7 protein-coding genes are annotated in these 16,670 nt (G+C 65.1%); 6 read left to right on the top strand and 1 reads right to left on the bottom strand.

Going from position 1 to position 16,670, the window contains the following annotated elements:
• The first annotated feature begins 25 nt into the window (after positions 1-25).
• The 4 genes from CAG46_RS16955 to CAG46_RS16940 are packed head-to-tail and all read left to right on the top strand — an operon-like array spanning position 26 to position 13,748.
• Positions 26-9,148 (top strand): Ig-like domain-containing protein, encoded by a 9,123-nt coding sequence (locus CAG46_RS16955; RefSeq protein WP_143493562.1) that lies wholly within the window; start codon positions 26-28, stop codon positions 9,146-9,148.
• On the top strand, positions 9,148-10,419 hold the full coding sequence (locus CAG46_RS16950) for a TolC family protein (protein WP_085616506.1): 1,272 nt from the start codon (positions 9,148-9,150) through the stop codon (positions 10,417-10,419). The genes CAG46_RS16955 and CAG46_RS16950 overlap by 1 nt, the downstream gene beginning before the upstream one ends.
• Positions 10,409-12,571, top strand: coding sequence for a type I secretion system permease/ATPase (locus CAG46_RS16945; protein WP_085616504.1), 2,163 nt, complete (start codon positions 10,409-10,411; stop codon positions 12,569-12,571). The genes CAG46_RS16950 and CAG46_RS16945 overlap by 11 nt, the downstream gene beginning before the upstream one ends.
• Entirely contained in the window at positions 12,561-13,748 is a 1,188-nt protein-coding gene (locus tag CAG46_RS16940; RefSeq protein WP_085616502.1) for an HlyD family efflux transporter periplasmic adaptor subunit, read from the top strand. Before CAG46_RS16945 ends, CAG46_RS16940 begins: the two co-directional genes overlap by 11 nt.
• Before the next feature lie 9 nt (positions 13,749-13,757).
• On the opposite strand, the gene CAG46_RS16935 is transcribed toward CAG46_RS16940, so the two are convergent.
• The gene (locus CAG46_RS16935; RefSeq protein ID WP_085616500.1) at positions 13,758-14,615 is read right to left on the bottom strand and encodes a LysR family transcriptional regulator; all 858 of its coding nucleotides are present in this window, start codon (positions 14,613-14,615) and stop codon (positions 13,758-13,760) included.
• Positions 14,616-14,705: 90 nt separating this feature from the next.
• On the opposite strand from CAG46_RS16935, the gene CAG46_RS16930 reads away from it, so the two are divergent.
• Both CAG46_RS16930 and CAG46_RS16925 read left to right on the top strand, forming a co-directional pair.
• Positions 14,706-15,119 (top strand): VOC family protein, encoded by a 414-nt coding sequence (locus CAG46_RS16930; protein ID WP_025338983.1) that lies wholly within the window; start codon positions 14,706-14,708, stop codon positions 15,117-15,119.
• 27 nt (positions 15,120-15,146) lie between these two features.
• Positions 15,147-16,415 (top strand): cation:dicarboxylate symporter family transporter, encoded by a 1,269-nt coding sequence (locus CAG46_RS16925; protein WP_085616498.1) that lies wholly within the window; start codon positions 15,147-15,149, stop codon positions 16,413-16,415.
• Positions 16,416-16,670 lie beyond the last annotated feature (255 nt).

Here is a 16,670-nt window from a genome sequence, read left to right as displayed (position 1 = left end):
GCTGTTGACAAAAGGACTGTCACGTATGTCGATTCAGGCCAAGGTATCTCCCCTCGCTCAAAGTGTTAATTCTGCCGCCCCCATCGCAATCCCCGATAACGGAATCCTGACGCTTACTCAGAGCAGTAACATTGTTCTGGATATTGCTCCCGAAAGCGTGACGAGCTACACAAAGAGCGGGGCGGACCTGATCGTACAACTGAAGTCTGGCGAGAGCCTGCGCATTGCCAACTTCTATGTCGAGGGGCAGCCGGTAAGCCAGTTGTACCTGGTAGACCGGGACAAGCTGCTTGCCGTCGACCTGCCACCGGTCGCTGCCGATGGGCCGCTGTTGGCAGGTTATGTGCCCCAGGAAACTGCGGCCGGGTTCGAGTCGCTCACTGGCGCCGACGGCACCATTGCCGGGCTCAGCCCCGGCGCTGCATTGCTGGCTGGGGCTGCGATCATTGGCGGCGGCGTCGCGATCGCCAACAGCAACGATGGCGGCGGTGGTGGCGGTGGCGGTGACGGCAGTGTGCCGCCTGACACGACGGCTCCGGCGCCCGCCAGCGGACTGCAGATTGCCCCAGATGGCAGCAGCATCAGTGGCACGGCCGAGCCGGGCGCCACTGTGGGCATCGACAGCAACGGCGACGGGCAAACCGACGTCAGTGTGGTGGTCGGCCCCGACGGCAAATTCCAGATCCCACTGAATCCGCCACTGACCAACGGCGAAACGGTTACCGTGGTGGTGACCGATCCGGCCGGCAATAGCAGCCCACCCGCGACCGTGCAGGCCCCTGACTTCCCCGATGCGCCGCAAATCAACCCGAGCAACGGCTCCAGCCTCAGCGGTACCGCCGAGCCGGGCAGCACCGTGGTGCTCACCGACGGCAACGGCAACCCCATCGGCCAGACTACTGCCGACGGCAACGGCAACTGGTCGTACACACCCGATAGCCCACTGCCCGATGGCACGGTGGTCAAAGCAGTGGTAGTGGATGCCGCCGGTAACAGCGGCCCGCCCGCCAGCATCATCATCGACGGCGTGGCGCCAGCGGCACCCGTGATCAACCCGAGCAATGGTACCGAGCTCAGTGGTACCGCCGAGCCGAACAGCACCGTGACCCTCACCGATGGCAGCGGTAACCCAATCGGCCAGGTGACGGCCGATGGCAACGGCAACTGGAGCTATACCCCCGCGACCCCGCTGCCCGATGGTACCGTGGTCAACGCGGTGGCCCAGGACGCGGCTGGCAATACCAGCGGGCAGGGCAGCACCACCGTGGATAGCGTGGCGCCGGGCGCTCCCACCATCAACCTGAGCGACGGTAGCAGCCTCAGCGGTACCGCCGAGCCGAACAGCACGGTAACCCTCACCGATGGCAGCGGTAATCCGATCGGCCAGGTGACGGCCGATGGCAGTGGCAACTGGAGCTACACCCCCGCGACACCGCTGCCCGACGGTACCGTGATCAACGTGGTGGCCCAGGATGCAGCTGGCAACACCAGCGCTCCGACGAGCACGATAGTGGATGCGCAGGCCCCGGCCGCACCAGTGGTCAACCCCAGCAATGGCACCACGATCAGTGGCACCGCCGAACCGGGCAGCACCGTCACGCTGACCGATGCCGGCGGCAACCCGATCGGCCAAGTCACCGCTGACGGCAGTGGCAACTGGAGTTTCACACCAGGCAGCCCGTTACCCAACGGCACCGTGGTGAACGCCACCGCGACCGACCCGACCGGCAACACCAGCGCTCCATCAAGCACCACAGTGGACTCGGTGGCCCCGGCCGCGCCGGTGGTCGAGCCGAGCAACGGCAGCGAAATCAGCGGCACCGCCGAGCCGGGCAGCACCATCACCCTGACCGACGGCAGCGGCAACCCCATCGGCCAGACCACCGCCGACGGCAGCGGCAACTGGTCGTTCACGCCAGGCACACCGTTGCCGGATGGCTCCGTGGTCAATGCCACGGCGACCGACCCGGCCGGCAATACCAGCGGGCAGGGCAGCACCACCGTGGATGGCGTGGCCCCGGGCGTGCCCACCATCAATCTCAGCAACGGCAGCAGCCTCAGCGGCACCGCCGAGCCGAACAGCACCGTGACCCTCACCGACGGCAGTGGTAATCCGATTGGCGAAGCCACCGCCGACGGCAGCGGTAACTGGACGTTCACCCCAGCCACGCCGTTGCCCGATGGCACCGTGGTCAATGCCACGGCGAGCGACCCGGCCGGCAACACCAGCCCGGCAGCGACGGTCACCGTCGACTCCAGCGCGCCGGCTGCACCGGTGATCAATCCCACCAACGGCGCGACCATCGGCGGTACCGCTGAAGCGGGTGCCACCGTCACCCTGACCGATGGCAGCGGCAACCCGATCGGCCAGGTCACCGCCGACGGCAGTGGCAACTGGAGTTTCACACCAGGCAGCCCGTTACCCAACGGCACCGTGGTGAACGCCACTGCAACCGACCCGACCGGCAATACCAGCGCTCCATCGAGCACTACAGTGGACTCGGTGGCCCCGGCCGCGCCGGTGGTCCAGCCGAGCAACGGCAGCGAAATCAGCGGTACCGCCGAGCCGGGTAGCACCATCACCCTGACCGACGGCAGCGGCAACCCGATCGGCCAGACCACCGCTGACGGCAGCGGCAACTGGTCGTTCACCCCAGGCACACCGTTGCCGGATGGCTCCGTGGTCAATGCCACGGCGACCGACCCGGCCGGCAATACCAGCGGGCAGGGCAGCACCACCGTGGATGGCGTGGCCCCGGGCGTGCCCACCATCGACCTCAGCAACGGCAGCAGCCTCAGCGGCACCGCCGAGCCGAACAGCACCGTGACCCTCACCGACGGCAGTGGTAATCCGATTGGCGAAGCCACCGCCGACGGCAGCGGTAACTGGACGTTCACCCCAGCCACGCCGTTGCCCAATGGCACGGTGGTCAATGCCACGGCGAGCGACCCGGCTGGCAACACCAGCCCGGCAGCGACGGTCACCGTCGATTCCAGCGCGCCGGCTGCACCGGTAATCAATCCGAGTAACGGCGCGACCATCGGCGGTACCGCTGAAGCAGGTGCCACCGTCACCCTGACCGATGGCAGCGGCAACCCGATCGGCCAGGTCACCACCGATGGCAGTGGCAACTGGAGTTTCACTCCGGGCAGCCCGTTACCCAACGGCACCGTGGTGAACGCCACCGCGACCGACCCGACTGGCAATACCAGCGCTCCATCGAGTACGACAGTGGACTCAGTGGCCCCGGCCGCGCCGGTGGTCGAGCCGAGCAACGGCAGCGAAATCAGCGGCACCGCCGAGCCGGGTAGCACCGTCATCCTGACCGATGGCAGCGGCAACCCCATCGGCCAAACCACCGCCGATGGCAACGGCGACTGGAGCTTCACTCCCGGTACACCACTGGCCAATGGCACGGTGGTCAACGCCGTGGCCCAGGACCCGGCAGGCAACACTGGCCCGCAGGGCAGCACCACGGTGGACGGTTTGGCACCGGGTGCACCTACCATCAACCTCAGCAATGGCAGCAGCCTCAGCGGCACCGCCGAGCCGAACAGCACGGTGACCCTCATCGATGGCAGCGGTAATCCGATTGGCGAAGTCACCGCTGACGGCAGCGGTAACTGGACGTTCACCCCAGCCACGCCGTTGCCCAATGGCACGGTGGTCAATGCCACGGCGAGCGATCCGGCTGGCAATACCAGCCCGGCAGCGACGGTCACCGTCGACTCCAGTGCGCCGGCTGCACCGGTAATCAATCCAACTAACGGCGTGACCATCAGCGGTACCGCCGAAGCGGGTGCCACCGTCACCCTGACAGATGGCAGCGGCAACCCGATCGGCCAGGTCACCGCCGACGGCAGCGGCAACTGGAGCTTTACCCCCGGCACACCGCTGGCCAACGGTACTGTAATCATCGCAACGGCAACCGACCCGACCGGCAACACCGGTCCGCAGGCCGCCACCACGGTGGACTCGGTAGCCCCGGCCGCACCAGTGGTCGAACTGAGCAACGGCAGCGAAATCAGCGGCACCGCCGAGCCAGGCAGTACCATCACCCTGACCGATGGCAGCGGCAACCCGATCGGCCAGACCACTGCCGACGGCAGCGGCGACTGGAGCTTCACCCCCGGTACGCCGCTGGCCGACGGAACCGTGATCAACGCCACGGCGACCGACCCGGCCGGCAATACCAGCGGGCCGGCCAGCACCACCGTGGACGGCGTGGCCCCGGGTGTACCTACCATCAATCTCAGCAACGGCAGCAGTCTTAGCGGCACCGCCGAGCCGAACAGCACCGTGACCCTCACCGACGGCAGCGGTAACCCCATTGGCGAAGTCACCGCTGACGGCAGCGGCAACTGGACGTTCACCCCAGCGACGCCGCTGCCCAATGGCACGGTGGTCAATGCCACGGCGAGCGATCCGGCTGGCAATACCAGCCCGGCAGCGACGGTCACCGTCGATTCCAGCGCGCCGGCTGCACCGGTAATCAATCCAACCAACGGCGCGACCATCAGCGGTACCGCTGAAGCGGGCGCCACCGTCACCCTGACCGACCTCGGCGGCAACCCGATCGCCCAGATCACCGCCGACGGCAGCGGCAACTGGAGCTTCACCCCCGGCTTGCCGCTGGCCAACGGTACCGTAATCATCGCCACTGCAACCGACCCGACCGGCAACACCGGTCCGCAGGCAGCCACCACAGTGGACTCGGTAGCCCCGGCCGCACCAGTCGTCGAGCCAAGCAACGGCAGCGAAATCAGCGGCACCGCCGAGCCGGGCAGCATCGTCATCCTGACCGATGGCAGCGGCAACCCCATCGGCCAAACCACCGCCGACGGCAACGGCGACTGGAGCTTCACCCCGACCACGCCGCTGGCCAATGGCACGGTGGTCAACGCCGTCGCCCAGGACCCAGCCGGCAACACAGGCCCGCAGGGCAGCACCACGGTGGATTCGATCGCACCCGCCGCGCCAGTGGTCAATCCGAGCAACGGCGCCGTGATCAACGGTACTGCCGAGCCGAACAGCACCGTGACTCTCACCGATGGCAATGGTAATCCGATTGGCGAAGTCACTGCCGACGGCAGCGGCAACTGGACGTTCACCCCGGGCACGCAACTGCCCAATGGTACCGTGGTCAACGCCACGGCGACCGATGCCGCCGGCAATACGGGTGCTCCAGGTAGCACCACCGTGGACTCGTCGCTGCCGTCGATTCCGCAGGTCGACCCGAGTAACGGCTCGGTGATCAGCGGTACTGCCGATGCCGGTAACACCATTATCCTCACCGATGGCAGCGGCAACCCGATCGGCCAGGTCACCGCCGACGGCACCGGTAACTGGTCGTTCACACCCGGCATTCCGTTGCCGGATGGCACCGTGGTCAACGCGGTGGCGCGCAACCCCGGTGGGACCGATAGTGCGCCGGCGGTCATTACCGTGGACGGCGTGGCGCCGGCCGCTCCGGTGGTTGAACCGAGCAATGGCACGGAAATCAGTGGTACTGCCGAAGCCGGCGCCACTGTCATCCTCACCGACGGCGGCGGCAACCCGATAGGTCAGACTACCGCCGACGGCAGCGGCAACTGGTCGTTCACGCCCGGCACGCCGCTTGCCAACGGCACGGTGATCAACGCCGTGGCCCAGGACCCGGCCGGCAATACCAGCGGGCCGGCCAGCGTCACCGTTGACGCCATCGCCCCGGCCGCACCGATTATCAGCCCGAGCAACGGGGTGGTGATCAGTGGTACCGCCGAAGCCAGGACCAAGGTGATCCTCACCGACGGCAGCGGCAACCCGATCGGCGAGACGACCGCCGACGGCAGTGGCAACTGGACCTTCACGCCTGCGCCTGCGCTGGCCAACGGCACGGTGATCAACGTTGTGGCCCAGGACCCGTCCGGCAACACCAGCGGGCCGACCAGCGCCACCGTTGACGCCGTCGCGCCGGCCGCACCGGTCATCAACCCGAGCAACGGGGTGGTGATCAGTGGTACCGCTGAGGCCGGGGCCAAGGTGATCCTCACTGACGGCAGCGGCAACCCGATCGGCCAGACCACTGCCGACGGCAGCGGCAACTGGTCGTTCACGCCCGGTACGCCGCTGGTCAACGGCACGGTCATCAATGCCGTGGCCCAGGACGCCGCTGGCAACACCAGCACCCCACAAGTCAGCACCCCGGTGGATGCGGTAGCCCCTGGCCAGCCGACGATCGAGCCGAGCAACGGTACCGAGATCAGTGGTACCGCTGAAGCCGGCGCCAGGGTGATCCTCACCGACGGCAGCGGCAACCCGATCGGCCAGACCGTCGCCGACGGCAGCGGCAACTGGTCGTTCACGCCCGGCACGCCGCTTGCCAACGGCACGGTGATCAACGCCGTGGCCCAGGATCCGGCCGGCAATACCAGCGGGCCGGCCAGCGTCACCGTTGACGCCATCGCCCCGGCCGCACCGATTATCAGCCCGAGCAACGGGGTGGTGATCAGTGGTACCGCCGAAGCCGGGACCAAGGTGATCCTCACCGACGGCAGCGGCAACCCGATCGGCGAGACGACCGCCGACGGCAGTGGCAACTGGACCTTCACGCCTGCGCCTGCGCTGGCCAACGGCACGGTGATCAACGCCGTGGCCCAGGACCCGGCCGGCAATACCAGCCTGCCAGCCAGCACCACGGTGGATTCAGTCGCACCTGGCCAGCCGACGATCGACCCGAGCAACGGGACCGTGATCACGGGTAGCGCTGAAGCCGGGGCGAAGGTGATCCTCACCGACGGCAACGGCAACCCGATCGGCGAGACGACCGCTGACGGCACTGGCAACTGGGCCTTCACGCCTGGTGCGCCGCTGGCCAACGGCACGGTGATCAACGCCGTGGCCCAGGACGCCGCCGGCAACACCAGCACCCCACAGGTCAGCACCACGGTGGATGCGGTAGCCCCCGGCCAGCCGACGATCGAGCCGAGCAACGGCACCGAGATCAGTGGTACCGCCGAAGCCGGGGCCAAGGTGATCCTCACCGACGGCAACGGCAGCCCGATCGGTGAGACGACCGCCGACGGCAGTGGCAACTGGTCGTTCACGCCCGGCACGCCGCTGGCCAACGGCACGGTGATCAACGCCGTGGCCCAGGACCCGGCCGGCAATGCCAGCGGGCCGAGCAGCGTCACCGTTGACGCCATCGCCCCGGCCGCGCCGACTATCGAGCCGAGCAATGGTGTGGTCATCACGGGTACTGCTGAGCCCGGCGCCACCGTCATCCTCACCGATGGTGGCGGCAATCCGATCGGCGAGACGACCGCCGACGGCAGTGGCGACTGGAGCTTCACCCCAACCACGCCGCTGGCCAATGGCACGGTGGTCAACGCGGTGGCCGAGGACGCCGCCGGCAACAGCAGTGGCCCGGCCAGTACCACGGTCGACTCGGTGGCGCCGTCGGCACCGCTGTTGAGCATCAGTGCCGACGGTGCGCTGCTGACCGGTACCGCCGAGCCGAACAGCCAGGTACGCCTCGTGATCGACGGCGATACCGCCAACCCGATCACGGTGAATGTCGACGGCGCCGGTAACTTCAGCCTGCCGTTGGCGCCACCGCTGATCACCGGCGAGCTGATCAGCGGGGTTACCGCCGACGCTGCCGGCAACCTCAGCGGCCCGGCGACGATCAACGCGCCGGACCTGGCGCCGCCGACCATCAGTGTGCCGGAAGCCGCCGACACCTGGATCAACGCTGCGGAGATCAGCGACGGCATCCAGGTCGACGTGACGATCCGCCCGACCATGCAGGTCGGCCAGGTGATCACCGTCGCCTTCGCCGGGCAGAACGGCTACGAGACGCAGGCAACGCACACCATCACCGCCAGCGATATCCTGGCCGGCAGCGTCACCGTGACCATTCCCCCTGGCGGTGGCATGGGGCCGTTCCCGGAGGGCGCCTCTACCGTCACCGCAGACATCAATGGCGGCACTGCTTCGACCCCGGTGCCGTTCACCGTCGACACCATCCCGCCTGCGACCCCGGTGCTGTCGCTGGTGGGCAGCATCCTGACCATCTCCACCGATCCGGGAACCGAACTTACGGTCGAAGTGGACATCGGCGGCGTCACCGCCACCGCCACGGTGACCGCCGACAACAGCGGGCTGGCTTCGCTGAACCTGCTCACCGACCTGGACATCGACCTTACCTTGGACCAGTTGCTCAACGCCCAGGTTTCGGTCACCGGCGAGGATCCGGCCGGCAACACGAGCAATGTGGCAACCATCGGCGTTGGCGGCAGCATCGAGCAGCCAGTCACCATCGGCAACTTCGGCGTTGATGTCAGCCTCAACCCGCTGAACCCGCGGTTCGGTTTCAGCGGCACCACCGAGCCGGACTCCAGCGTGGTGATCCGTGTCATCACCCCGGCGCTGAACGTCGAGCTGCTGCCGATCCAGGCGGACAGCTCGGGCAACTTCTCGCTGAACCTGCTGAGCCCGACCGTACTCACCCAGTTGGGGCTGAACATCACCGATATCCTCAACCTCGGTTCGCAGATCTCGTTCAACATCGTCGCCACCGACACCAACGGCAACGACAGCTCGGCCTACGGCATCACCCTGGCCCCCAACGGGCTGTCACTGAATATCGGCCAGATCGACGTCAACGGCACCTCGGGGGACGATGTCATGTCCGGGGCGAGCGGCAGTTCGGAGCATATCAATGGAGGTGATGGCAACGACCTGATCTTCAACGTGGGGACCGGTGATCACGTGGTGGCCGGCAACGGCAACGATGCCATCCAGATCACCGCGACCGACTTCGTCAGCATCGACGGCGGCGCCGGCTTCGACACGTTGGTCCTGGCCGACGGCATCGACCTCGACTACAACGCCGTCGGCGTCGGCACGCTCTCCAACATCGAGCGTATCGACCTCGGCAAGGGCGACTCGGGGAGCGTACTGACCCTGACCGCGGCGGAGGTCGACGCCATCACCGATGCCAACAACGTGCTGCAGATTACCGGCGAGAGCAACGACACCCTCAACGTGGTGGGTGCCGTGAACACCGGGACCACGCAGCAGGTCAACGGCATTACCTACGATGTCTACAACTTTGGCAGCAGTACCCTGCTGATCGAGGACAACACGGTACAGGTCGTGGTCTGATGCGCGGCCTGTCCGTGCTCAAGGGACGGCGCCGTGGCGCGGGAGCCCTCTGGCTCCTGTGCCTGGGGCTGCCGTTGTCCGCCCTGGCCATCCCGCTCGACCAGGCGGTGCGGGCGGGGTTGGCGATCCACCCGCAGGTGCGTTCGGCGATGGCCGAGGCGGACCGTGCGGGCACCGAGGTGGAGATCGCCAAGGGTGGCTATTACCCCTCTGTCACCATGTCCGGAGGGCCGCAGGAGTTCGACGTTGGCGAGGTCGTCTACGACGTCACCGTCTCGCAGATGCTGTATGACTGGGGAAGGGTGACGAGCAAGGTCGACAGCGCCAGCGCGACCCGGCGCAAGCTGTCCGAGGCGGTGCTGGTGGCGCGCGACGATGCGGCGCTGGATATCGTCGAGACCTATCTCGATGTGCTTGCCTCGGAGCGCCGGGTGGAGACGGTGCGCCAGCACATCCAGCGCCTCGACGGCATCCGCGAGATGACCCAGGCGCGCGGCAGCGACGGTTACGCCGACCGCAGCGAACTGGACCGCGCCAACCTCGAACTGGCGCGTGCCCAGGAACAGCTGTCGCTGGAGAAGGGCAACCTGCAGGACGCGCGCAACCAGTACGCGATCCTGGTTGGCCAGGACCCCTCCGAGCTGGTGGAGCCCGAGCCGATGTCGCTGCAGCGCTACCTGGCTGCCAGCGACATGACGCGGGTGATCCGCGAGTCACCGTTGCAGCGCAAGGCGTTGGAGGACGCCAATGTCGCCGAGGCGCAAGTCCGCGAGGCCAAGGCTTCATTGCTGCCGCAGTTGAACCTGGAGGCCTCCGCGTTGCGCCGGGAGATCGGCGGTCGCCCGGAAAGCGACTCGGTGATGTCGCTGCGCTTTCGCATGGATACCTTCCAGGGGCTTTCCAACTTCCGCCGGCCGACCGCTGCGCAACAGCGTCTGGAGTCGGCGCAATGGACGGCCGATGCGATGCAGCGTGACATCCGCCGGCAGTTGCAGACGCTGTTCGACAACGGTGACACGCTGCGCTGGCGGGAGCAGTCGCTGAGCCAGCAGGTGACAGAGTCGGAGCAGGTTGGCGAGCTGTACCGCGAGCAGTTCGAGGTCGGCCGGCGCGACGTGATCGACTTGCTCAATGTGCAGCGCGAACGCTTCGAGGCCGAGCGGCAATTGATCAATCTGCACATCGAGCGCAAGCGCATCGAGTACCGGGCGGCCGCGCAGGTCGGGCTGTTGGGGGCATTACTGGAGAATCGGTTGAATCATGGAAGTTGAACAATCCCCGGATAATGTCGTGACCCTGAACCACGACGACCCGCTGCGCCAGGGCCTGCTGCTGCTGTGCCGGCAACTGGGCCGGCCGCTGGGCGACGCCGAGCTGGTCGATGGCCTGGCACTGGAGCACGGACGCCTGCCGCTGCGCCTGGTCGCCCGCGCCCTGCGCCGCGCCGACATCACTGCCAGGGTTGCGGAGCTGCCGTTGCGGCAGATGGACGACTACCTGCTGCCGGCCCTGCTGTTGCTCGACGATGGCCGCAGCCTGCTGCTGGTTGGCATCGAGGGTGAGCAGTACGAGGTGCTGGTGCCGCAGAGCGACGGCGGCCGTGAGCGCATGGCGCTGCCCGTTCTGGAGGCACTTTACAGCGGCACGGCGGTGTTCGCCAAGTGCCGCTACCACCCCGACGGGCGGGTGGGTGACTACGCCAGCGGCCTGCCGGAGCACTGGTTCTTCGGGCCGCTCAAGCGGCTCTGGCGCTCTTATGCGGAAGTCACGGCGGCGGCCCTGGTGGCCAACGTCCTGGCCGTCGCCTCGGCGCTGTTCGCCATGCAGGTGTACGACCGCGTGGTACCCAACGCTGCCTTCGACACCCTATGGATACTCGCCAGCGGCGTGGCCCTGGCGATCATCGTCGACGGGGTATTGCGGATCCTTCGCGGGCACCTGCTGAACGTTCTCGGCAAGCGCCTGGACCTGCAGTTGTCGAGCCTGCTGTTCGCGCGTGTGCTGAGCACCCGGATCGCCGCCAAACCGGCGTCGATGGGGGCGTTCAGTACCCAGGTGCGTGAGTTCGAGTCGGTCCGCGAATTCTTCACTTCGTCCAGCGCCGCACTGATCAGCGACCTGCCGTTCGTGGTGATCTTCCTGTTGATCATTGCCGTGATCGGTGGCCATGTGGTCTGGGTGCCGCTGGTGGCCTGCGTGTTGATGCTGCTGCCGGGGCTACTGACCCAGCGCCTGCTGGGGCACCTGTCGCGGCAGAACCTGCGCGAGGGGGCGATGAAGAACAGCGTGCTGCTGGAAGCCTTCGAACACCTGGAGACGGTCAAGGCCGCGCGTGCCGAAGGCCGCTGCCGCCAGCAGTGGGAGACGCTCACCGGGGAACTGGCCGGTACCGCAATGAAGACCCACGCCCTGGCCTCGACCCTCAGCTATTCGGCGAGCATCGTCCAGCAGCTGTGCTATGTCGGGGTGGTGGTGTTCGGCGTCTACCGGATAAGCGACGGCGCGATGACCGTCGGTGCCCTGGTGGCCTGTTCGATCCTGGCCTCGCGGGCCATCGCACCGCTGTCCCAGGCTGCCGCCATTCTTGGCCGCTGGCAGCACACCAAGGTGGCGCTGGAGGGCCTCGACCAGCTGATGTCGGCTGAGCAGGAGCGGCCCGCCGGCAAGCGCTTCGTGCACCGCGACCGGCTCCACGGGCATTACCGCCTGGAGGCGCTGCGCCTGGCCCACGGCGACAGCCCACCGGTGGTCGACGTGCAGGCACTGAACATCCAGGCCGGCGAGCGGGTGGCGCTGCTTGGCGGCAACGGCGCCGGCAAGTCGACCCTGCTGCGGCTGCTCAGCGGCCTGCTCGACGCGCAATCCGGCCGGCTGTTGCTGGACGATATCGCCCTGAGCCAGCTCGACCCGGCCGACCGCCAGCGCGGCATCGGCTACTTGCCGCAGGACGTGGCGCTGTTCCACGGCAGCCTGCGCGAAAACCTCAACCTGGCCAACGCCGCGCTGGGCGACGAGGAATTGCTGGAAGCCCTCGATGGCGTGGGGCTGGGTACTTTCGTGCGCGCCCACCCGCTGGGGCTGGACATGCCGATCCAGGGCAACGCCAGCCTCTCCGGTGGCCAGCGCCAGGCGGTGGGGTTGGCCCGCGTATTGTTGCAGGACCCACCGATCCTGCTGCTCGACGAGCCGACCGCGGCCTTCGACCAGAACAGCGAGAAACAGGTCATCGACTATCTGCAGAAATGGCTGGGCCGCCGTACCCTGATCATCACCACCCACAAGAAAAGCGTCTTGGCGCTGGTGGACCGTGCGGTGGTGCTGCGCAACGGCCAGGTGATCATGGACGGCCCGCTGAACCAGGTGGTGCTGGGCAACCAGGTGCAGGCGCCGCAGGTCGCCGAAGGAGCCGGCCATGGCAGCTGAAAAGAGTTCTGTAGTGCTGCGCCGGCAACTGGCCGATCCCTTGCTGGCGACCACTCACCCGGTCTATCGCCCGCTGCTCTGGACCCTGCTCGGCAGCGTCTTGCTATTCGTCGCCTGGGCCGCCTGGGCAGAGCTCGATGAAGTGACGCGCGGCGATGGGCGGGTGGTGCCGTTCAGCCGTATCCAGAAGATCCAGAGCCTGGAAGGGGGGATTCTCGACCGCCTGCTGGTGCAGGAGGGCGACCTGGTGGAGGTCGGCCAGCCGCTGCTGCGCCTGGACGAGACACGCTTTCTCACCAATTTCCAGGAGTCGGCCAACCAGGCCGGCGTGCTGCGCGCGGCCATCGCCCGGCTGGACGCCGAAGTGCTGGGCAAGGCGGCCATCGAGTTCCCGCCGGACATCGACCCGCAAGGGCCGCTGGCGCGTTCCGAGCGCGAGCTGTTCAAGTCGCGGCGGGACAAGCTGCTCGAAGGCAGCCAGGCAATCCAGAGGCAGATCAGCCTGGCCCAGAGCCAGCTCGACCTGGTCCGCCCGCTGGTGGCCAAGCGTGCGGTGAGCCAGATGGAGGCGCTGCGCCTGAGCCAGGACATCGCTACCCTCAACGGCAAGCTGACCGAGCTGAAGAGCAGCTACTTCCAGGATGCCTATACCGAACGCTCACAGCGCAAGGCCGACCTCAGTGCCCTGGAGCCGATTGTCCAGCAGCGCCAGGACCAACTGCGCCGCACCGGGATCGTTTCGCCGGTGCGTGGGCGGGTGAACACCGTGCTGATCAACACCCGTGGCGGGGTGATCCAGCCCGGCGAGGCGATCATGGAAGTGATCCCGGTGGAGGATCGCCTGCTGGTAGAGGCCAGGATCAAGCCGCGCGATGTGGCCTTCCTGGTACCGGGCATGCCGGCCAAGGTGAAAATCACCGCCTACGACTTCAGTATCTATGGCGACCTCAAGGGCACCCTGGAGCAAATCAGCGCCGACACCATCGAGGAGGACACGCCGCACGGCAAGGAGTCGTACTACCAGGTGCTGATCCGCACTGACGGCAGCCAGCTCAAGCGCGGCGAGGATGTGTTGCCGATCATCCCCGGCATGGTTGCCGAGGTGGATATCCTCAGCGGCAAGCGCAGCGTGCTCAATTACTTGCTGCGCCCGCTGATCAAGGCCCGTCTGTACTGAACTGGGGTGTCAGGCCATCAGTACGGATGCCAGCAGCTTGATTGCCGATGTGCGGTGATGGCCGGCACTGTAGGCCAGCACTATGTCGCGGCAGTACCTGGGTTCTTCGCTCAGAATCCGGGCGTTTGGCGATTGCTCCAGCAATGACGGCCATTGCGGTACCAAGGAAACGCCTTGCCCCAGCGACACCAACAGGCTGATGGCCTCGAGCGCATCCAGGTCGCAAGCGACGTTGGGCGCGAGGCCCAGATCGTCCAGATAACGCTGGGTTATCAGGCCGCCCCAGGAGTCCACGGCATATCGGATATAGGGCCCGGTGGCCAGCATTGCCTGCGCTTCAGCCCGGGAGGCCGCGGCAGGTGCCAACAAGCACAGCGGTTCGCTGCGCAACGTGAGCGTTCTCAACGATTTTGCTGTCTTGAAGGGTGGCGCCACCAGAATTGCCGCATCCAGTTCCTGATTGATCAGCTTGTCATGAAGCAGTTTCGAGTCACCGGGCGTGATGGTGAGTTTGAGGTCGGGCGCGGAGGATGACAAATGCTCCAGTGCTGCCGGTACAAGGCCAGTGAGGGCGGTTGATATGGCGCCAATGCGCAGTTCCCCGATCAGCGTATCGGCGTTCAGGTCGTTCCTGAGCTGATTGGCATGCTCGACGATGCAACGTATCCGTGGAACCAATGCCAGCAGCTTTTCTGTCGGCCTTATCGCGTGTGCCTCTCTATTGAAGAGAGTGCAGCCCAAGTGTTTCTCCAGGTTTCGAATGCGCAAACTTATTGCGGCGGCTGAAACATTTGCTTTCTTTGCCGCACCCGCAATGGAGCCGCATTCAACAACAGATATGAGGCTTTCCAGATTTTGAATATCCATAAGTAATGCTTATGCTCAGGCCAAGTGTCAGTTGGTGTACATGAATGCCGGGCGGTGTGAGGATAGTGGCTCCGTTCGAGGAGTACCATCATGTTGACACCCTTTCATGTTGCTTATCATGTCAAAGACCTGGATGAAGCAAGAAAATTCTATAAAGAGGTTCTTGGCTGTGTCGAGGGGCGTAGCACTGATACGTGGGTAGACTTCGAGTTCTTTGGTCACCAGATATCTCTGCATGTGGGCAAACCCTTTGAAACCAGCCGCACTGGCAAGGTCGGCCCGCACCTTGTACTGATGCCTCATATCGGGGTGATATTGCCTCTGGATCGCTGGCAAGCCTTGGCTGAACGCCTTGAAGTTCTGGGCGTGCAGTTCGAAATTCCACCGGTTGTACGTTTCGAGGGTGAGCCTGGCGAGCAGAGGACAATGTTTTTCCTGGACCCAAGTGGTAATCCGATCGAAATCAAGGGGTTCAAGAATTTGAATGCAGTCTTTGCTTCCTAGTGTCTTATAAAAACAGAGATCAGTCCTGTGAGAATAAAAATAAATTTAATCACGCAAATTGCAATTGGTCTGGCTGTCGGTATATGCGTTGGCGTGTTGTTGAATCATTTTCCCGATTACAAGGGGTGGTGGATCGAGCAAGTGCTGCAGCCGGCGGGCGATGCGTTTATAAAACTGATGAAAATGATCATCGTGCCGCTGGTGTTTTCCTGCATGGTGGTAGGCGTAGCCGGCTCTGGCAAGCGTGCCCTGGGGCGGGTGGGAACAAAAAGCCTTGTCTATTTCTTTGTCGTGACCGGGGTCGCAATCATTTTCGGCTTGTTGGTCGGTAACGTGCTCCAGCCAGGCGCCGGTGCGGGCTTCGCCGTTTCATCGGCGAGTGAAGCAGTGCCACCGGTGCAAAATGGTTCGGCAGGGCTCGGCAAGGTATTGTTAGGCATCATTCCTGACAATGTAGTGGCCGCAATGGCAGAGGCGAAGCTGTTGTCGGTACTGTTCTTCGCCATCTTGTTCGGGGTGGCACTGTCTACGCTGGATGAACCCAGGAGGCAGCCTTTGGTTGCCGTGCTGCAGACGGTAGTGGATACCATGTTCAAGGTCACCCATATGGTCATGGCCTACTCACCGATCGGCATCTTTGCTCTGATAGCTGTCACCGTGTCGACCTTCGGGATTGATTCACTGATGCCGCTGGCAAAGCTGATAGCCATTACTTATGTGGCGGTACTGTTCTTCGCGATTGCCGTGCTGGGCCTTGTTGCCAGGGCTGTTGGCGAGAATATCTTCGAGATCATCAAGGCCTTCAAGGATGAACTGATACTGGCCTTCAGCAGCGCGAGTTCTGCCACCGTCATGCCACAATTGATGGCCAAGACCGAAGCACGGGGTGTGCCGCGAGCGATCACGTCGCTTGTGATCCCGTTGGGTTATTCATTCAATCTGGATGGCGCGTCGCTGTTTGCGGGCTTGGGTACGCTGTTTATCGCGCAGGCCTACAATATTGAACTGGCCCTGGCCGACCAGGTCATGCTGGTATTCATCATGGTATTGACGTCCAAAGGCGCTGCCGGAGTGCCCGGGTTCATGTTTGTGATTCTGACTGCAACCCTGACAGCGGCAGGTTTGCCATTGGAAGGCGTGGCCCTGATTGCAGGGGTATATCGATTGATGGACATGCCCGTTACGGCACTGAACGTGCTCGGCAATGCGCTGGCGCCGATCGTGGTCGCAAAATGGGAAAGCCGCGCTGGAACATTGCCGGCTGATGTCGTGGTTACGGAGCAATCATCTCGATAGCAGAGGGGAGGCTCGTTCAGCCAGGCGTTTGGAACGGGAATTGCTGCATCCCTGAAAACCTGCCCATTTGGGGATACGGCCATGTTTCCAGAAGATCTGTACTTCATGTTTCTCTTCGCCGTTGCCGTGTTGGCACTCGATGTGGCAGCCATCATGCTCTATCGGAGTGCCAAGCCCTGACCCGGGTTTGGGGACTTTCACCCTGAACCGGGTTTTGGTCTACAGTGCTGGGACGTCTCTGGTGTAAGGAAACAG

Source organism: Pseudomonas sp. B23(2017), assembly GCF_002113725.1.
In the GTDB taxonomy this organism is placed as follows: domain Bacteria; phylum Pseudomonadota; class Gammaproteobacteria; order Pseudomonadales; family Pseudomonadaceae; genus Aquipseudomonas; species Aquipseudomonas putida_Z.
The sequence above is the reverse complement of the archived record's forward strand: the minus strand, read 5'-3'. Positions and strand labels throughout refer to the sequence as shown.